Source organism: Tenacibaculum haliotis (assembly GCF_025215075.1).
Classification (GTDB): domain Bacteria; phylum Bacteroidota; class Bacteroidia; order Flavobacteriales; family Flavobacteriaceae; genus Polaribacter; species Polaribacter haliotis_B.
The window spans coordinates 83,210-103,186 of record NZ_JAOBTH010000028.1; the positions used below are offsets into that span (position 1 = coordinate 83,210).

The 19,977-nt window shown below is 30.2% G+C and carries 19 protein-coding genes; 8 read left to right on the forward strand and 11 right to left on the reverse strand.

Annotated features, from left to right (window positions below; genetic code table 11):
* Positions 1 to 36: 36 nt before the first annotated feature.
* The 8 genes from N2251_RS09965 to N2251_RS10000 all read right to left on the reverse strand — a co-directional run bounded on the left by N2251_RS09965 (position 37) and on the right by N2251_RS10000 (position 6,174).
* A complete protein-coding gene (locus N2251_RS09965) occupies positions 37 to 2,061 on the reverse strand; it encodes an NADPH-dependent 2,4-dienoyl-CoA reductase (RefSeq protein WP_260586575.1) in 2,025 nt (674 codons plus the stop codon).
* 280 nt (positions 2,062 to 2,341) lie between these two features.
* The gene (locus N2251_RS09970; protein ID WP_260586576.1) at positions 2,342 to 3,052 is read right to left on the reverse strand and encodes a pirin family protein; all 711 of its coding nucleotides are present in this window, start codon (positions 3,050 to 3,052) and stop codon (positions 2,342 to 2,344) included.
* 75 nt (positions 3,053 to 3,127) lie between these two features.
* A complete protein-coding gene (locus tag N2251_RS09975; protein ID WP_260586577.1) occupies positions 3,128 to 3,997 on the reverse strand; it encodes a pirin family protein in 870 nt (289 codons plus the stop codon).
* 84 nt (positions 3,998 to 4,081) lie between these two features.
* Entirely contained in the window at positions 4,082 to 4,519 is a 438-nt protein-coding gene (locus N2251_RS09980; protein WP_260586578.1) for a MarR family winged helix-turn-helix transcriptional regulator, read from the reverse strand.
* A gap of 32 nt (positions 4,520 to 4,551) precedes the next feature.
* Positions 4,552 to 4,800, reverse strand: a complete 249-nt coding sequence (locus tag N2251_RS09985) for a glutaredoxin family protein (protein ID WP_260586579.1) — start codon at positions 4,798 to 4,800, stop codon at positions 4,552 to 4,554.
* Positions 4,801 to 4,882: 82 nt separating this feature from the next.
* On the reverse strand, positions 4,883 to 5,413 hold the full coding sequence (locus N2251_RS09990; protein WP_260586580.1) for an NADPH-dependent FMN reductase: 531 nt from the start codon (positions 5,411 to 5,413) through the stop codon (positions 4,883 to 4,885).
* 2 nt (positions 5,414 to 5,415) lie between these two features.
* A complete protein-coding gene (locus tag N2251_RS09995) occupies positions 5,416 to 5,823 on the reverse strand; it encodes an OsmC family protein (RefSeq protein WP_260586581.1) in 408 nt (135 codons plus the stop codon).
* Positions 5,824 to 6,174: a DoxX family protein gene (locus tag N2251_RS10000; protein WP_260586582.1), complete on the reverse strand. Its 351-nt coding sequence runs from the start codon at positions 6,172 to 6,174 to the stop codon at positions 5,824 to 5,826.
* A 114-nt stretch (positions 6,175 to 6,288) separates the two neighbouring features.
* Here N2251_RS10000 and N2251_RS10005 point away from each other — a divergent pair, with 114 nt between their 5' ends.
* Positions 6,289 to 6,759 (forward strand): GNAT family N-acetyltransferase, encoded by a 471-nt coding sequence (locus tag N2251_RS10005; protein ID WP_260586583.1) that lies wholly within the window; start codon positions 6,289 to 6,291, stop codon positions 6,757 to 6,759.
* An 84-nt stretch (positions 6,760 to 6,843) separates the two neighbouring features.
* On the opposite strand, the gene N2251_RS10010 is transcribed toward N2251_RS10005, so the two are convergent.
* Both N2251_RS10010 and aceB read right to left on the reverse strand, forming a co-directional pair.
* Positions 6,844 to 8,466: an isocitrate lyase gene (locus N2251_RS10010; RefSeq protein ID WP_260586584.1), complete on the reverse strand. Its 1,623-nt coding sequence runs from the start codon at positions 8,464 to 8,466 to the stop codon at positions 6,844 to 6,846.
* An 85-nt stretch (positions 8,467 to 8,551) separates the two neighbouring features.
* Positions 8,552 to 10,147 carry a malate synthase A gene (aceB, locus tag N2251_RS10015; RefSeq protein ID WP_260586585.1) on the reverse strand — a complete coding sequence of 532 codons (1,596 nt, stop codon included), beginning with the start codon at positions 10,145 to 10,147 and terminating at the stop codon, positions 8,552 to 8,554.
* Between the two features lie 148 nt (positions 10,148 to 10,295).
* Between aceB and N2251_RS10020 the strand changes: the two genes are divergently transcribed.
* From N2251_RS10020 to N2251_RS10050, 7 genes are all read left to right on the forward strand, one after another.
* Positions 10,296 to 11,774, forward strand: coding sequence for a helix-turn-helix domain-containing protein (locus N2251_RS10020; protein ID WP_260586586.1), 1,479 nt, complete (start codon positions 10,296 to 10,298; stop codon positions 11,772 to 11,774).
* 59 nt (positions 11,775 to 11,833) lie between these two features.
* Positions 11,834 to 13,462, forward strand: a complete 1,629-nt coding sequence (locus tag N2251_RS10025) for an acyl-CoA carboxylase subunit beta (RefSeq protein WP_260586587.1) — start codon at positions 11,834 to 11,836, stop codon at positions 13,460 to 13,462.
* Positions 13,463 to 13,485: 23 nt separating this feature from the next.
* Positions 13,486 to 14,289, forward strand: coding sequence for a hypothetical protein (locus N2251_RS10030; RefSeq protein ID WP_260586588.1), 804 nt, complete (start codon positions 13,486 to 13,488; stop codon positions 14,287 to 14,289).
* A complete protein-coding gene (locus N2251_RS10035; protein ID WP_260586589.1) occupies positions 14,286 to 15,167 on the forward strand; it encodes a hypothetical protein in 882 nt (293 codons plus the stop codon). Before N2251_RS10030 ends, N2251_RS10035 begins: the two co-directional genes overlap by 4 nt.
* 45 nt (positions 15,168 to 15,212) lie before the next feature.
* Positions 15,213 to 17,210, forward strand: a complete 1,998-nt coding sequence (locus N2251_RS10040; protein ID WP_260586590.1) for a DUF3352 domain-containing protein — start codon at positions 15,213 to 15,215, stop codon at positions 17,208 to 17,210.
* A gap of 56 nt (positions 17,211 to 17,266) precedes the next feature.
* Positions 17,267 to 17,983: a YebC/PmpR family DNA-binding transcriptional regulator gene (locus tag N2251_RS10045; protein WP_260586591.1), complete on the forward strand. Its 717-nt coding sequence runs from the start codon at positions 17,267 to 17,269 to the stop codon at positions 17,981 to 17,983.
* Between the two features lie 289 nt (positions 17,984 to 18,272).
* Positions 18,273 to 18,878 (forward strand): zinc-ribbon domain-containing protein, encoded by a 606-nt coding sequence (locus tag N2251_RS10050; protein WP_260586592.1) that lies wholly within the window; start codon positions 18,273 to 18,275, stop codon positions 18,876 to 18,878.
* 3 nt (positions 18,879 to 18,881) lie between these two features.
* On the opposite strand, the gene N2251_RS10055 is transcribed toward N2251_RS10050, so the two are convergent.
* Entirely contained in the window at positions 18,882 to 19,949 is a 1,068-nt protein-coding gene (locus N2251_RS10055) for an AMP-binding protein (RefSeq protein ID WP_260586593.1), read from the reverse strand.
* Between the last annotated feature and the right edge of the window lie 28 nt (positions 19,950 to 19,977).

Genomic DNA, 19,977 nt, shown 5'->3' on the forward strand with positions numbered 1-19,977 from the left:
AAAGCAGGACTTTTAATATTCGAGGGTCTTATATTTTTAAATTCCAGCTGCCAATCTACTTCCTTGATTAATAGCTCTTTTCGCATCCAATTCTGAAGCAAAATCTGCACCTCCAATTACATGGGTTTTTATTCCTTTGGCTTCTAGAGGCGCTAGTAATTCTTTTAACGGAACTTGACCTGCACAAATAATTACATTATCAACTGCTAATATTTTTTGTTCTTCATTTTGAGTGTAATGCAATCCTTCATCATCAATCTTAGTGTATTGCACTTCATTAATGAATTGTACTTTTTTCTTCTTTAAAGTTGCACGATGAATCCAACCTGTTGTTTTTCCAAGATTCGCTCCAAACTTTCCTTTACTTCGTTTGAACATAAAAATTTCTCTTGGTGATGGATGTATTGCTGCTTTTACTCCTTCAATCCCACTTCTTGACTTAAGTGTTTTATCAATTCCCCATTCTTTTAGCCAAGCATCAATATTTAAAGCGGTGCTTTCTCCTTCGTGTGCTAAATATTCTGAAACATCAAAACCAATACCTCCTGCTCCAATAACGGCGACTCTTTTACCTACTGATTTTTTGAACTTAACGACATCAATATAACTTAATACTTTTTCGTGATCAATTCCGTTAATTTTTAACTCTCTAGGTTTAATTCCTGTTGCTATTACAACCTCATCAAAATTACCTTTCGCTAAATCATCAGCAGATACTCTAGTATTTAACTTTACTGTTACATCATGTAATTCTAATTGCTTATTAAAATAACGGATTGTTTCATAAAATTCTTCTTTACCGGGGATTTGTTTTGCGATATTAAACTGACCTCCTGTTTCTTTATCGGCATCAAAAAGTGTAACTTCATGTCCTCTTTGAGCAGCAATGGTTGAAGCTGCCAAACCTGCGGGTCCTGCACCTACAACTGCAATTTTTTTCTTTTTTTCTGCTGGATTGTAATTGAATTCTGTTTCATGACAAGCTCTCGGATTTACCAAACAGCTGGCTACTTTTTTCTGAAAAGCATGATCTAAACATGCTTGATTACATGCAATACAAGTGTTTATTTCATCATCCTTTTCTTCTCTAGCTTTATTTACCCATTCAGGATCTGCTAAAAAAGGACGTGCCATAGAAACCATATCTGCATGTCCTTCTGCTAATACTTTCTCTGCCGTTTCTGGCATATTTATACGATTAGAAGTTATTAACGGAATTGATAATTCTTCTTTCATTTTTTGTGTCACCCAAGTAAACGCGGCTCTTGGTACCGATGTTGCAATAGTAGGAATTCGTGATTCGTGCCAACCAATACCTGTATTAATTATAGTAGCTCCTGCTTTTTCAATCTCTTTTCCTAATTGAACAACTTCTTCCCATGAGCTTCCTTGTTCAACTAAATCTAACATTGATAATCGGTAAATAATAATAAAATTTTCACCTACACTTTTACGAATTTTATGGACTAACTCAATTGCTAAACGGATTCTATTTTCATAACTTCCTCCATAATTATCGGTTCTTTTGTTTGTTTTTTTGACAATAAACTCATTAATCAAATACCCTTCTGAACCCATAATTTCTACCCCGTCATAACCAGCTTCTTGTGCTAGCTTTGCACAGTTCACAAAGTCTTTTACGGTTCTACGAATTCCTGATTGTTTTAGAGCAAACGGTTTAAACGGATTTATTGGGGCTTGTATTTTTGACGGTGCTACTGTTACTGGGTGATATCCATAACGACCAGAGTGTAAAATTTGCATACAAATTTTACCTCCTTCTTTATGCACTGCATCTGTAACTACTTTATGTTCTCTTGCATGTTTTTTAGTGCTCATTCGAGCAGAAAATGGAGCCGTCCATCCTTGAATATTTGGTGATATTCCACCTGTAATAATTAATCCTATTCCTCCTTTAGCACGCTCTGCATAATATGCTGCAAGTCTTTCTGTTCCATTTTTTTCTTCTTCTAAACCAGTATGCATAGATCCCATCAGAATACGATTTCTTAAGGTTGTAAAACCTAAATCTAATGGCTCAAATATATGTTTGTATTTCATGAATTGAATATTTAAAAGTATTATGCACGCATAATACTTTGCAATATATGTTTATTTTTTGAACTTAAAAAGTAAAACAACTAATTACAAAATCATAAAATATTAATAAGTAATTCTTATGATATTAATATCTGTTAAGTAAGATAAATTAAGTATCAAATAAGTTTTAGCTTAATTATAACTGAAGTATTGATATTTTTTTTCATCTGATAAAAATACTACAAAAGAGAACTACGAATTTTATAGGCTAAGGTTTTTGAATAAATAAATTCAATTATTATCACATATTCATGGGTACATCAATAACCAATAATTTACTGTTTTTGTTACCAGTAATAGTTACGACATCTACATCATAAATACCTATTGCATCTCTTGTTTCTAATGTGTCATTTTCTACATCAATCGATCCGTCTATCAAGAAAAAATAAGCTGCACTTTTTATTTGATATGTAACTTCTATACCTTTATCTAAATCAATCATTGCTATATAACCTTGTTGATTTATAGGTAAAGAGTTTGCTATTTGCTTATTTCTTGGGGATACTAATGTTTGAAATTTGTTTTTCCTTTCCACTTTATCAAACATTTTTTGATTGTAATATGGCGTTACATTTTCTATTTCTGGAATAATCCAAAGTTGTAAAAAATTAACTTCTTCTGTTTTACTATCATTAAATTCAGAATGTGTTACTCCTGTTCCGGCACTCATCACCTGCACTTCTCCTACTTCTATCGATCGTTTGTTATCCATACTATCTTTATGAGACAATGCACCTGAAATCGGAATAGAAATAATTTCCATGTTCTTATGAGGATGCGTACCAAAGCCCATTTTTGGTTGTACAATATCATCATTTAAAACACGGAGCATTCCGAAATTCATTCTTTCAAAATCCTGATAACTTCCAAAACTAAACGTGTGATTAGACTTTAACCAACCATGATCTGCATAACCTCTAGAGGCTGCTCTGTGAATTATTTTTTTCATCGTTTTAAATATTTATCGCATTCATAAAGTATATATAATGGCAACTGTTAGAGCCAAAACTGTTTTTTAAAAACATTAATATAAATAACCCATTTTTCCTTTTTGATAATCACGCATAGCTTCCATAATTTCGGTTTGTGTATTCATAACATAAGGACCATATTGCGTTACTTTTTCTTTAATTTCCTCTCCTGACAATACAAGTAAAGTACTTTCTTTTTTAGCTTCAAATTCAATACAATCACCATCTTGATTAAAAGTTAGCATTTGTGTTGCTCCCTTTTTTAAGGTTGCTACATTATTAATCAAAACTTCACCATCTAACAAATAAACTAAAGATTGATGATTTTCTGGAAGCTTTATATCCATTTTACCATTTTCTTTTGTCTTTACAGTAAAAACATTCACTGCTGTTTGCGTTTTTATCAAACCTTTTTTACCAGCCTGCTCTCCGGCAATAACTTTTAACTGAATAGTTTCATCATCGTTTTCAATTACAGGGATATATTCACTTTTTAAATGTTGATAATTCGCTGGCATCATTTTTTTTGACGCTGGTAAGTTTAACCACAATTGAATCCCTTCTAAATCACCTCCTTTTTTAATAAATTCTTTTGATGGACCTTCTGCATGAATAATTCCTCTACCAGCTGTTGTCCATTGTACATCACCAGCTTTTACAATCATTTCATTTCCTAAAGAATCTCTATGTAATTGTTCGCCTTTAAATAACAATGTAATAGGTTCAAAACCACGATGTGGATGCGGCCCTAAATCAAACGGATTGTTAAATTCACTAATAGCATACGGTCCGTAATGGTGCAACAACAAAAAAGGATCTACATTTTCGATGTCTTCTGTTGGTAATGGTTGGCGTAGTTTTATTGGCCCCATGTTAACTAAAGGACTCGCTACTTTATGTTGTATTGTTTTTAGTTTCTTCATTTTTATTGATTTAACGCTAAATAATCTCCATGGAAAATATCTTTACGTAATTAGTCAATTTTAACCCTATAACTAATAAATATTTTATCTAATTTTATCTAATAAATCACTCAGCTGAGCAGCTTCTTTTTCTGTTAAATTACCTAAATAATCTAAATTCAATGATGTATCAATCTCTTTTAATAATTCTAATCCTTGTTTAGAGATATTAATATAAACGACTCTTCTATCATGATCACAACGAATTCTTTCTATGAATTTTTTATCACATAACTTATCCATTAAACGAGTTGCGTTAGGAGCTCGTTCTATCATTCTGTCTTTAATAACCTGCACTTTTATAGCTTCTCCGGCGCCTCGTAAAATTCTTAGAATATTAAATTGCTGTGGTGAAATTCCGTAAGGTTTAAAAAACTCATTTTCATTACTACTTAACCAATTTGCAGTATATTTAATATTTATTAATGCTTTTACTTTATTACTTGGAAATTTAGATTTTATGTCTTTTGATATATCTCCCATTTTTAATTAATCGTAATTAGTATAAAATCAACTTATCCCTTTAGGCTAGCTTCCTGTAATATTTTATTAAACTCATCAGAAGTTGGTGTTAAATACACCTCATCATTAATAAATAATGTTGGGTATTTTAAAACGCCATCGTACAATTCTTTTGTGTGTTCTTTAGCTTTTTCATCAGTAGCTACATCTTTATATTCAAACGGAATGTCTGCTATTCGTAAATAATTTTTAAAAGCTACTGTGTGCGCATGTCCTTTTCTACCGTATATAATAATCTTCATTTTTTCACTTCTTTTCTGAATACAAATTTACAAAAAAACACTTTTTAATCCCAAGGAATATAAAGTCAACTCATTTAACAACTTATAATGAGTTTTTAAATATGGCAGCCGATTTTTTTAACTGCTCATTTAATTCTTCATTTACAATACTTCCTTCTTTATAATTATCATAAAAACTAGGTAATGAAAAATCAGCAACTACGTTTCCACCCATGTGAGCGAATCCATTTTTAGCTATTGATAAAACAGATGCTCCGCCTCTTCCTCCTGGAGATGTTGCCATTAATAACATCGGAATGTTATTCCATAATTTCTGATTAATACGAGACATCCAATCATACATATTTTTAAAGGCAACCGTAAAGTTTCCATTATGTTCTGCTAAGGATAAAATAATTCCGTCTGCATTTTGAATTAAATCAAAAAACTTCTGAGCACTTTCAGGGATTCCATTTATGGTTTCCTCATCAACTCCATACACAGGTAACGAAAAATCATTTAAATCTAAGATATTTACTTCTGCTCCATCAACTAAACTAGCAGCATAAATTGCTAATTCTTTATTAATTGATTTTTTACTATTGCCACCTGCAAATGCTATTATTTTTTTCATGCTTAAATTATTTTAGAAGTTATTGGTGTTTCACCTTTTACCATTTTAGCAACAGGACATTTCCCTGCCATTTCTAACAACTTAATTCTTTGCGACTCTGTAACTTCTTTTTCAAAAGATATTTCTTCTGTTAATGTTTTTTTAATTCCTTCGGATGTTAACTCTTCTTTCTGAGTTACGTTGACCGTTATTTTACCAACATTCCAGTTTTTACGCTCTGCATACATTCGTAATGTAATTGACACACAACTACCAATTGCTGTTAATAAATACTCTACAGGCGTTGGTCCTTTATTATTACCTCCTTTATTTGTTGGTACATCAATTACTGCCTTATAATTTCGCATAGTCGCCTCTGCATAATAATTATCAGTTGTTAATATGGTTTCTGAAGATACTTTACTTGCCATTTATATTTTTTTACTATACACATACGAAGTTATTAATAAAACCATTGCTATTCCTGCACCAAATTGCTCCCCATCTCCAATCATAAAATGCGCAAAAAAGGCAAGAATAAAAGCAAAGAAAAAACCTGCATATGCCCATTCGTTTAAAAATTTACCTCTAAAAAACCACAAAGCTATTAGCCCTAAAATTTTTACAACTCCGTATGGATAAATAATATAAGATGGATAACCAAACCCTTCAAACATTGTTGATACTTCTGCATTATTAAAAAAGTACATTCCTGCAGACATCAGCATCATTACGGTTAATAAACCTGTAGTCACATAAAAAATAATTTTATCTCTTTTCATCTTGATTCGTTTTAATTTCAATGCAAATGTACAAAAAATAAATTTAATTTCCATGGAATTTAATTTCTAGGTAAGTTATTATAATAAAACAATAGTATTTTATACTTTTGTAAAATGAATACAATAGAAATAGAAAATTTTAAAACGCAATATTCTACTCATTTTTATGACTTGAATATAGAATGGCTGAAAACCTTTTTTTATGTTGAACCTTTTGATGAAGAAGTTTTAAGCAATCCTACTACATATATTATTAATAAAGGCGGACATATATTTTTCGCAAAATTAAATAATGAAATTGTTGGTACAGTTGCTTTAATGCCAAAAGGAACTACTTTCGAGTTAACGAAAATGGCCGTTTCACCAAAACACAGAGGTTTTAAAATCGGACAAAAATTAATGCAGCATTGTATAAATTTTGCTAAAACTGATTTACAGTTGAACAACTTAATTTTATATTCTAATACCGCCTTAGAAAACGCTATTTACATCTATAAAAAATATGGATTTATAGAAATTCCTGTTGAAGAAAACTGTCCTTATGAAAGATGTAATATTAAAATGAAATTACATCTAAATAATTAAAAAACTCCAGATTTCTCTGGAGTTTTCACTTCAAAATAAAATATACAATTAACTAATTATACACTTTTAGTTTATTAAAATTATCTATACTGCAACTTCAATTTTTCTGATTTCTTGCTGATTTAATTCAAACTGATTAGATGTGTTTTTCTCACCTCCTGCTTTTAAAGCATTATCACCAGCAAAAAAAGTTTTATGATCATCACCCAAATTAGATCCTGCCATTCTTTGATGCTTCACACACGAAACTCCTTTTCTGATTTCTTGTCTCTGTACTCCTTTTACATATGCTAACATTCCGTCCTCTCCAAAATAACCTTCCGTTAAATCATTCATATGAAGCGCTGTTGTATGATATGTTGGTAACGTTATTAAATGATGAAAAATACCTGCTTCACGCGCACTATCTGCTTGAAAAGTTCTGATTTTCTCATCAGCTATCCTACATAATTCAGAGCCATCATATATAACATCCATTAAATTGTTTTTATCATAAAAAGACATGTCTTTTCCCTCAATAAACATTGTATCATATACTTGATTACGAAAATTTAATGTCCAATTAAAAGAAGGCGAATTATTATATACTAATTTTGCATTAGGTACCACTTCTCTTACCTTATTAACCATATTTGCAATTTGTCCTACATGCGGAGTTGGCGTTTCGATCCATAATAAATCGGCACCATTTTGTAAACTCGTAATACAATCTAACACTACTCTATCAATATTAGAACCTTCCTTAAATTTATACAATCCGTTTGCCAATCTTACCGGGCGCACTAATTTTCCGCCTCTCTTCAATAAAACATCATCCTCTTTAGCTTCATCAATTCCAATTTCTTCAGCTTCTACAAAAGCTAAATATTGCGATGCTAAATCTCCTGGTTCTTGACTTACTGGTAATTTTTGGGTTAAACCTGCTCCTTCAGAATCGGTACGCGCCACTATAACTCCGTCTTCAATACCTAACTCTAAAAAAGCATATCTAATTGCATTTAACTTCGCAATAAAATCTTCGTGAGGAACCGTTACTTTTCCGTCTTGATGACCACATTGCTTTGCATCAGAAACTTGATTTTCTATCTGAATAGCACAAGCTCCCGCCTGAATCATTTGTTTTGCTAATAAATATGTTGCTTCTTCATTACCAAAACCTGCATCAATATCTGCTATAATTGGTACAATATGGGTTTCGAAATTATCTATTTGATCTTGTACATCTTCACCGTTTTCTAATCTTCTAAATAAATCATTTAACTCAATTGCATCTGCTTGACGTAGAAAATCATAAATCTCACTAATTAATGAAGAAACAGCTGTTTTTTCGTGCATTGATTGATCTGGAAGTGGTCCAAATTCAGATCGTAACGCTGCTACCATCCAACCCGATAAATACAAATACCTTTTACTAGTTGTTTGATGATGTTTTTTTACTGCTATCATTTTTTGCTGCGCCACAAATCCGTGCCAACAACCTAAAGACTGCGTATATTTTGATGAATCTGCATCATACTCAGCCATATCTTTTCTCATGATACCTGCTGTGTATTTGGCAATTTCTAAACCTGTTTTAAAACGATTTTGTGTAATCATTCTAGCTGCATTTTCAGAAGTAATAGAATCCCAAGTACTACCGTATTTTTTCTTAAGAGATTTTACGGTTTCTAATGCCGAATTATAACTTCCTTGCGCTAAATTTTTCATAAGTTTGTTTTTTAATTATTAAAGTTTTCTAGATTTTGATAATTCCGTCTCGCAAACTATTGCCGTAGTTGCGAGACACTTTTTTTTATATATGTTTGTATGCCGAAAGCGTTAAAAACTCTTTGTATTCTTTTGATACAACTAATTCATCAAACAGCTCAATTGCTAGTGTAAATTTTCCATTTGTAAAATTACTTTCTCCTACTAAATTTTTAATTTTTTCTAACTCTTCTTTCTTTAATGACTGATACATCAAAAGATTAAAATTTCTACCATCTTCAATCTTTACATTACGATGTAACCACAACCAAACCTGAGTTCTTGAAATTTCTGCAGTAGCAGCATCTTCCATCAAGTTATACAAAGCTGCCGCTCCGTTTCCGCGCAACCAACTTTCGAGATATAAGATACCAACATTTATGTTTTTTCTAATTCCCTCTTCAGTAATAGTTCCTTTTGGCATTTCAACTAAGTCAGCTTCAGAAATTTTTATATCATCTCTAGAAACATGTATTTGGTTTTTAGTAGTCATATTTTCATTAAAAACATCCATTGCTACTTTTACTAAGCCCGGATGTGCAACCCACGTACCATCATGTCCATTCTTTACCTCTTGCTCCTTATCTGCAAATACTTTCGCAAAGGCAGCATCGTTAGCTTTTTCATCATTTTTAATCGGAATTTGAGCTGCCATACCTCCCATTGCATGTACTTTTCTTTTATGGCATGTTTGAATTACACGCAATGAATATGCTTCCATAAACGGAGTTTTCATTGTTACCTGATCTCTATTTGGAACCATAAAATTCCTGTGATTTCTAAACTTTTTGATATATGAGAAAATATAATCCCAACGACCACAGTTTAAACCAGCCATATGATCTTTTAACTCATATATAATTTCATCTAACTGAAAACTAGCCGTAATTGTTTCAATCAACACCGTTGCTTTTATTGTTTTCTGCGGAATATTTAAATAGTCTTGCGCAAACACAAAAACATCATTCCACCATCTAGCTTCATTGTAATGTTCTAATTTTGGCAGGTAAAAATAAGTTGCTGAGTTTTGTTCTTGTAAGGTTTTAATATTATGAAAAAAATACAATCCGAAATCAACCAAAGAACCAGACATTTCTTGTCCATCTATAATAAAATGTTTTTCATTTAAATGCAACCCTCTTGGTCTTACCAACAAAGTTGCAGTTTGATTGTTCAGTGAATATTTTTTATTATTTTTCTCGTTATAGAACGAGATTGTTTTGTTGTTTGCATCTCTTAAGTTAATCTGACCTTCTAAATTATTTGAGATATTAGGAGAATTACTATCTTCAAAATCTGCCATAAAAGTTTTAGCTCCAGAATTCAAAGCATTAATAATCATTTTACGATCTACCGGTCCAGTAATCTCAACCCTTCTATCTAATAAATCGTGTGGCAATTCTGCACACACCCAATCATCTTCTCTAATAGCTTTTGTTTCTGAAGGAAAAGAAGGGTAATTTCCCATATTAAAATAAGCCTGATCAATTTCTCTTTCCTCTAATAACTGTAATCGCTTTTTGTTAAATTTTTCATGAAGATGAGTTAAAAACAGTTTTGCATCATCTGTTAAAACACTTTTATAATTAGCCCCATTAAAACCTACATACTGAATTCCTTTTACCAAAACATCCTGACTCATAACTACTTATTTTTTTATTGATAGTTCAATGATATAAAAAATAAACTAAAACAAATAGCGAACGTTCGCTAAACATATTAAATATTCTAATTTTTATTAATTCGCTAATTTTAATACCTTTGAATTACGAATCTTTTAATAAAAAACTTTGGAAGAAGAATACATTAGACTTGTTTTTGGATTAAAACTAAAACAAATACGTACGGATAAAAAACTATCTCTCTTCGGATTAGCAAAACTTACAGGCTTATCAAAATCTTATTTAAACGAGATTGAAAAAGGAAAAAAATATCCTAAAACAGATAAAATTGTTATTCTTTCAGAAAAGCTAGAAGTTTCGTACGACCATTTAGTTTCTTTAAAACTTGATAAAAACCTAGCTCCAATTGGTGAGATTTTACAATCTAAAATTTTAAAAGAAATTCCGTTAGATTTATTCGGAATTAAAGAAAGTAACTTAATAGACATTGTAGCAAATGCTCCTGCTAAAGTAAATGCATTTATTAGTACTATTATAAAAATATCTCAGAACTATAATTTAACTCGAGAAAATTTCTTCTTAGCTTCTTTACGTTCTTACCAAGAAGCACATAATAATTATTTTGAAGATATCGAAAATAGTGTTGTCGCTTTTGCCAAAGCATATCATATCAACCTAAACAAACCTATTCATTCTAAAGATTTAGAAGATATTTTAACTGAAGAATACGGCTACACTATTAATAACGAAGAACTTTCTAAACATCAAAAACTATCAGAAATAAGAACTATTTATATCCCTAAAAACAAAACATTACTTATATATAACGATATAAGCGAAGCTCAAAAAACATTTATTTACGCAAAAGAATTAGCTTACAATTATCTAAAAATAGAGAATCGTTTATATACTTTCCCTTGGATAAAATTCGAGAGTTTCGATCAGGTTTTACATAATTTTATAGCTTCTTATTTTGCTGGTGCTTTAATAATACCAAAAGACAATTTAATAGAAAACTTAACTCATTTTTTCTCATTAAAAGAATGGCAACCGCTACAATTACATAAAATAACTAAAAATTATAATTGCTCTGACGAAACATTTTATCAGCGATTAACTAATATTTTACCGAAGCATTTTAATATAAAAAACCTGTTCTTCTTACGGTTTACACATGAAGAAAACTCACCTGTTTTTAAGCTATCAAAAGAATTACACATTACGCAGCAACAAGCACCGCATGCCAACAGAAATAACGAGCATTATTGCAGAAGATGGGTTTCTATAAAAACAATTCAAGATTTAGAAAAAACAATCGATAAAAACTCATCTTACGGAATACAAATTTCCTCTTACGAAAACACCAAAAACGAATACCTAGTATTATCTGCCGCAACTTCCGATCCTTTTAAAGGAAAAAATAATCGAAGTGTAAGTATTGGCATGTTACTTTCACCTCATTTAAAGAAAAAAATTCAGTTTTTTAAAGACGATACTTTCACAAAAAAAACAGTAGGTGTTACTTGTGAAACCTGCGCTATTAAAAACTGTGAAGAACGTGTAGCTGAACCGCGTATTTTAAACAAACAATCTAGAAACAATGAAATTGCAAAAACCATAGAAAACATCATTCAATCATACACTTAAACGACTTGTAGTATAAACGGTTTTTCTTACTTTAGCAATCGCAAACAAATAACTTACAAATGGATCTTAACTTCAACAAAAACGAAGACCACAATAAACTTTTAGCATCAGATTTACGCACTCGCTTTGCCAAAGTAAAATTAGGCGGCGGGCAAAAGCGTATTGATAAACATCACGAAAAAGGAAAATTAACCGCACGAGAGCGTATTGAATATCTTTTAGATGACAATACTAAATCGATAGAAATCGGAGCTTTTGCAGGTGAAGAAATGTATAAAGAACATGGTGGATGCCCTTCTGGTGGTGTGGTTGTAAAAATAGGTTATGTTAGCGGTAAACAATGCATTGTTGTTGCCAATGACGCCACTGTAAAAGCTGGCGCCTGGTTTCCTATTACAGGAAAAAAGAACTTAAGAGCACAAGAAATATCAATAGAAAATAAATTACCAATTATATACTTAGTAGATTCTGCTGGTGTTTATTTACCACTACAAGATGAAATCTTCCCTGATAAAGAACACTTTGGACGTATTTTTAGAAACAACGCCGTGATGAGTAGCATGGGAATCACTCAAATTTCTGCCGTAATGGGAAGTTGTGTTGCTGGTGGTGCTTATTTGCCAATTATGAGCGATGAAGCTTTAATTGTTGACAAAACAGCAAGTATCTTTTTAGCCGGAAGTTATTTAGTAAAAGCTGCTATTGGAGAAAGTATTGATAACGAAACACTTGGTGGAGCAACTACACATTGCGAAATTTCAGGCGTTACCGACTACAAAGCTAAAGATGATAAAGATGCTTTAGATAAAATAAAGTTTATTGTTGATAAAATTGGAGATGCTGATAAAGCTGGATACAGTCGTAAAAAAGCTTTTCCTCCAAAAGAAAACGAAGAAGACATTTTCGGAATCCTTCCGAAAGAAAGAAATGCGCAATATGATATGCTAGAAATCATCAATCGTTTGGTTGATAATTCTGAATTTGAGCAATACAAAGAAGGTTACGGAAAAACAATTATTACAGGTTACGGTCGTATTGACGGTTGGGCTGTTGGTATTGTTGCCAACCAACGAAAGTTAGTAAAAACTAAAAAAGGCGAAATGCAATTTGGTGGAGTGATCTATAACGATTCTGCCGACAAAGCAACTCGTTTTATCGCTAACTGTAATCAGAAAAAAATACCGTTAGTTTTCCTACAAGATGTTACTGGTTTTATGGTAGGTTCTAAATCTGAACATGGCGGAATTATAAAAGACGGTGCCAAAATGGTAAATGCGTTAAGTAATTCTGTCGTTCCTAAATTCACCATCGTTATTGGCAATTCGTACGGAGCAGGAAACTACGCTATGTGTGGTAAAGCTTACGACCCTAGATTAATTGCTGCTTGGCCAAGTGCCGAATTAGCTGTAATGAGTGGAAACTCTGCTGCTAAGGTTTTATTACAAATTGAAACTGCTTCGTTAAAAAAACGTGGAGAAGAAATTACTCCTGAAAAAGAAGCTGAATTATTCGACAAAATAAAATCTCGTTACGACAATCAGATTTCACCTTATTATGCAGCTGCAAGAATCTGGACAGACGGTGTAATTAATCCGTTAGATACCAGAACATGGATTTCTATGGGTATTGAAGCTGCAGATCATGCTCCTATCGAGAAGAAATTTAATTTAGGTGTTATACAAGTATAATTTCACACATCATTAGTTTAGTTATGAGGAAAATTTATCTTTTATTGTTATTATTTGCATCTTATAATTTACTTTCTCAAAGTAGTTATGATTCTATTATTCAACCTAGAAAAGAAATTTCAATCACAAAAAATGGTGCGACAATTATAAAAAACATAAGTAACTCAAATATTAAACTTGATTTTTTATGTGATCAAAAGCTAGTTCGAAAATTCACTTATTCAGTATTTAGATACTCTAATAAAAACTCAAAAACAGCTTATTATTTGAAACAATGGAATACACCTATAATTGTATATTTTGATAAAAAAATACCTAAAGAAGTAACAAATAAATTTAAAGTTTTTTTCAGCGAATTTAATACTATTAATAATTTAAAAATTCACTATACAACTAACATAGAAAAAGCCAACTATCAAATTAAAGTAAGTAATCGTAAAATTACTAAGTATATTAAAAACATTAAGTTTAAATCGGATAAAGAAAAAATAAATTATTTTTTATACAACGCAACCTATAATTTGCAAACCGATAATAATATGAAATTTTATTCAGGAACTATACAAATTAATACTGATGAATTTAATAATGATTTACTTCTAAAAAAGTTAAAGCAATTATTTTATATAACTTTAGGTAACTTTACTACTTCTTATAGTTCTTTAGAAAATAGCCTTTTAAACTTAAAATACGCTGATAATGCAACAATTTCTGATATTGACTTTAACTTTATAAAAGCTTTTTATGAAATAATTTACACACAGAAAATTAACGGTACTACTTTTAGTAATTTAAATAAATTAGCTCAAAAAAATTGTAACAAATGAAACTAAAAAATTTACTCTTAATTATCATTATATGCCTAAATACTGTTTCATTATATTCTCAAAAAAAGGAAGTAAATAGAGTTATCTATATGAAAATTGAAGATTTCAAGAAAAAGAACAAGAAAATAATTTTATCGAAATCCGACTCTTTAAATATCGTATATATACATAATGATACTCTAATAAAAATTGAAAATTATCAGAAACCAAAAGGCGTTAGTGTTGCTTACGAATACAAAGATGAAACATTTTTAAAACAGTATAAAAAAATAGCCTTTAACCACAAAAATGATAATTTAAGTTATAAAACAACTATGAAATACTGGAAAAAACCAGTGAAAATATTTTTCTCAAAATCTATCAAAAAAAGCACAAAAAAGGAATTTTTAAAATTCACTTCTTTTCTTTCGAAAAAGACAGATTCTTTACATATTTCTGAAGTAAAAAAAATTGAAGATTCTAATTACATTATCTATTTCGAGGATGATTTCGAGTACGAGTCAAGAATGCAAAATAAAAAAAACACAGATTACTATATGTATTGGAATAGATACAATCAGATATATAAATGTGCTTTAAGAATAAACTCAGAAAATAATTTTAATGAAAAATTAAGATTGTATGCCATGAAAAATTACTTTTTCAAAACTCTTGGCTACTTTAAATCTTCTAACGAGTTTAAATGTGATAGTTATTTTTCTGACTGTTATTCTAAAAACAAAAAAATAACTGATTTTGATTTAGCCTTATTACAATATCATTACTCTTATGGAATTTGTAAAGGAACAGATTTAAAAACTTTTGAAGAACAACACAAAAACTCAAAAGAAAATTATAAAAAAAAGAATCACCAAATTCATTTTTTTCATCAAAATTAAAATATAACAAAACTTATTCAACTATAACATCACACATCATTAGTTATGAGAAAAAAGATTTTATGGACTGTACTACTAGCCTTTTTAGGGTTTTTAGCGTATCAAACTTATGTTTTTACATTTGCTGAAGAAGACAATATAAAACCTATTTACCTTGTACCTAATGATGCTGTTTTTATTTTAGATACCGAAAGACCTATTGATACTTGGGAAGAAATTAATGCTAGTGAAATATGGCAACACCTTAAAAAGAACGCATATTTTAAAGACATTAGTAAAAGTGTAAACACACTCGATAATATTGTAAAAGAGCAAAAAAGCATTCTTAATTTTATTGGCGAACGCGATGTATTAATATCGGCACATGTTTACAAACCTAAAAATTACGATTTTTTATATATTATTGATCTAGAGAAACTTTCGAAACTCGATTTTTTTAAAAGCAGTATATCACAACTAACAGGCGATGGTTTTCAAATTACAAAAAGAATATTTCAAAACCACGAAATAACAGAACTGTACGACAAGAGCAAAAGAGAAACATTGCATATTGCTTTTATCAAAAATCAGTTAATAGCTTCGTACACACATATTTTAGTAGAAAATTCAATAAATCAATATCAAAAACCAGTAATTGGTAGAGATGTTAATTTTATTGAAATTACTAAAGAAACTCCTGAAGATGGTTTTTTTAAAGTGTTTTTTCAATATAAATATTTACATAAATATCTTTCTTGCTTTACAAATAAAGCCAACAAAGAAGTTGTTGAAAATATTCAAAACTCTCTTTATTATTCTGGTTTTGATGTTTCTTTAATTGAAGGAACTATTATTCAGGCTGAAGGATTTACCAATGTACAAGAAAATTCAGAAAGCTACTTAACTGCTATTCAAAAATCAGGAAAAGGTAAAAGAACTATTGCCAATGTTGCTCCAAAAAATACTGCACTATACGTAAGTTTTGCTTTTGATAGTTTTGATACCTTTCAAGAAAACTTCGAAGAATTAAAAAAGGAGAAACCTCAAGAGTTCGAAACTTATAATCAGCAAATTAAAGAAATCGAAAACACACTCGACATCAATATAAAAGAAAATGTGTATAGTTGGATTGGTGATGAGGTTGCTTTAATACACTTTAATTCTTCGCTTTCTAGAAACAAAAAAGATGTTGCGGCAATTTTTAAAACTACCGATATTGATGACGCTTCTGAAAACTTGAATTTCATTTTATCAAAAATCAAAGAAAAAACACCTTTACAATTTAAACAAATCACCTATAAAAAGCATACTATTAATTTTTTAGATCTTAAAGGTTTCTTTAAAATAGTTGCTGGTAATATGTTTAAAAAAATGGAAAAACCATATTTTACCATTATTAATGATTATGTTGTTTTTAGTGCAAATCCGAATACTTTAAAAGAAATTATAAATAATAATATTACCAATTACACTTTAGCATCTTCAAAAGAATTTAAAGAGTTCAATTATCTATTCGATAACAAATCTACCATTTTCACCTATATAAACACACCGTATATTTATAATGATTTAATGAGTTTTGTTGATAAAAAAACACAGCTTCAAATAAAGGAAAACAAAGATTATTTTGTCTGTTTTAATCAACTTGGTATTCAATTAACTTCTGAAGGAAATATTTTTAAAAGTAATATTACAACTACTTTTAACGAGCCGAAATTTGTGAAAGAACAAGTTGCTCTTAATCAAAAATTAAAAAAAGAGCTAGCTTTAAAATTAGCTCCTAAAAAAGATAGTGTTTCTATAAAACCTGCTGATGCTATTTTTAACATCAAAGAAATAAATCCTTCTGATTTAAGTGCGAATGAATACATGGAATATTATAGTGACGGAAAACTAAAATTTGAGGTACAACTAGATGATGGTTTACTAGATGGAAGATATAAAATGTATTACCGTAACGGAAATATAAAAATAAAAGGAAGCTACAAAAACGGGAAGAAATCGGGTACCTGGAGAGCTTACGACGAAAAAGAAAATAATCTGATTATCAAAAAAAGATTTTAATTGTAATTAAATAATGCAATAGTTACATTTGCCGTTGCATAAACAAAACTTAAAAAATGGGAAGAGCATTCGAACTTAGAAAAGGACGTAAAATGAAGCGTTGGTCTGCAATGGCTAAAACATTTACCAGAATTGGTAAAGATATTGTAATGGCAATTAAAGACGGAGGTCCGAATCCCGATACAAATTCGCGTTTAAGAGCTGTAATGCAAAATGCAAAGGCTGCAAACATGCCTAAAGACAATGTAGAGCGTGCTATTAAAAAAGCGGCAGATAAAGATACTAGTGATTATAAAGAAGCTTTATTTGAAGGTTATGCTCCACACGGTATTGCAATTGTTGTAGAAACAGCAACCGATAATAATAACAGAACTGTAGCTAATGTGCGTGCCATTTTTAATAAATGTGATGGTAACTTAGGTACTTCTGGTTCAGTAATTTTTATGTTCGATCGCGTTTGTAACTTTACAGTTAAAAAAGAAGATATTACTGTTGATTTAGAGGAATTAGAACTAGAATTAATCGATTTTGAGGTTGAAGAAGTTTTTAACGACGATGAAGGAATTATTATTTACGCACCGTTTGAACAATTTGGCGCTATTCAGTCTTATTTTGAAGAAAATAATATTGAAATTATCTCTTCAGGGTTTGAAAGAATTCCGACAACAACAAGCAAGCTTTCAGAAGAACAGCAAGCTGATGTTGAAAAGCTTTTAGAAAAACTAGAAGAAGATGATGATGTACAAAATGTATATCACAGTATGATTATGTAACCATCATACTTACATATAACAAAAACAAATCTCTCTATTGAAATAAAATAGAGAGATTTTGTTTTTTATATTCCTGTGTATTTATTTATCAACCGAACAATTAAATCATTTAACTTTTCTACTTTAAAATCGGTTGTTATAGGTTTTAAATTTGATATAAACCTATCGCTATTTGTAACAATAGAAAACATATAATGAGTGAATGCTCACTTTAAGAAAGTAAAGAGGTTTATTTAATTAGTATAGCTGCGTTAATTTTCAATATATTTAGCAAAAAATAAAAATTGATATGATTTTTTACGGAACAAAAGGCTCGCACCTAAATAGCGAAAGAAAAGGGGCTATTAAATGTGATCATTGTAATGAAATTACAAACCACACAATTTCTGTGTATGGTAAATACGCATATTTATACTGGATTCCTGTTTTTCCCATGACTAAAAAAGTATTCTCAGAGTGTTCAAATTGTAAGACAACCAAGGCTTACAAAGAAATGAACGAGAAACTTAAAAATGCTGGTTTAGATGTAAAACGAAATACTAAAACACCTATTTGGTATTGGTCTGGCTTGGGTATTATTGCCATTTTAATAGCTATTGGTGCATATTCAGCTGGTAAACATAAAGAAGATTTAGTTAATTACATTAAAGAACCTGCTGTTGGTGATGTAATTGAATTTAGAGTTACTGAAACAGGGTATTATTCTACTTTAAAAATTAAATCGGTTACTAACGATTCTATTTTTGTAATTCAAAATAATTATGAAACTGATAAAAAGAAAGGAATTTCTGATATTGACAAAGCTAAAAACTATACAACACCACCTTATAGTTTGGGTAAAAACGAAATTCAAGGATTCTTTGATAAAGGCTTATTTTATGATATAAATAGATAGTGTTTAAAACTTAACTAAATCCAACGTTTTTTTTCGTTGGATTTTTTTTGTTTCCGTTTCTATAAACTGAGGTAGAAAATAAACTACTTTCGGTATTTCGAATTTAGAAAGTGATGCCTCTTTTTTAATTTTTGATAACAAAGAACTCTCGACTCCGCTCGAAGTGACATCCTCAATAACAAGAACTAATTTTTCTCCTAAAACTTCATCTTTAATTGCTGTAACGAAAAAACGTTGGTCGATAATTTCTGATAATTTCTCTTCTATTTTCTCCGGATGTAATTTTATTCCGCCAGAATTTACAACATTATCGTAACGTCCTAACCACTCAAACGCTGTTTTAGAAATAAGTTTTACAACATCATTTGTCCTAATTATTTCTGATGATACTTTTGAAGCTTCAATTATTAAGCAATTTCGGTCATCTTGACTCATTAAAACATTTGGTAGTGTTTTATAAAGACTTTTCGACTCCGCTCGAAATGACAAATCATTTAATTTTTTAACAGCAACATGGGTAATCGTTTCTGTCATTCCGTATGTAGCAAATACTTTTGTAGAAATATTTTGAATCGCTGCAATTAAATCATTCGACACTACGCCTCCTCCAACAATTAGTTGATCTATTTTATGTAATTCATTCAACGAATTTCTTAACTGTAACGGAACCATTGCAGAGAAATTATACTGCTTTTTTATGTCTTTTAACGGATTCGAATCTGGTTTTATAACATCTAATTGCCAACCTAAAGTTAAAGCGCGTACCAACATCATTTTACCCGCAATATAATCTGTAGACAAACATAACAACGCTGTTGTATTTTCTTTTAAACCAAAAAATTCTCCTGTAGCAAAAGCTGAGTTTTTCATAAACTCTTTTTGCAGCTGTATTGGTTTTGGCTTTCCTGTAGACCCCGATGTTTGTACAATTACAAAATCCTTTTCATTAAACCAATCCGTTAAAAAAGTAGTTACCGAACTTGAAATGTTTTCAGAAAAAGCAATCAATTCTTCTTCGGATGAAAATAATGCTCCGTTTAATTTAAAATTTTTGTGAAACTGATTTTCCATATCTCTAGTTAATGATTACTTCGTTCTT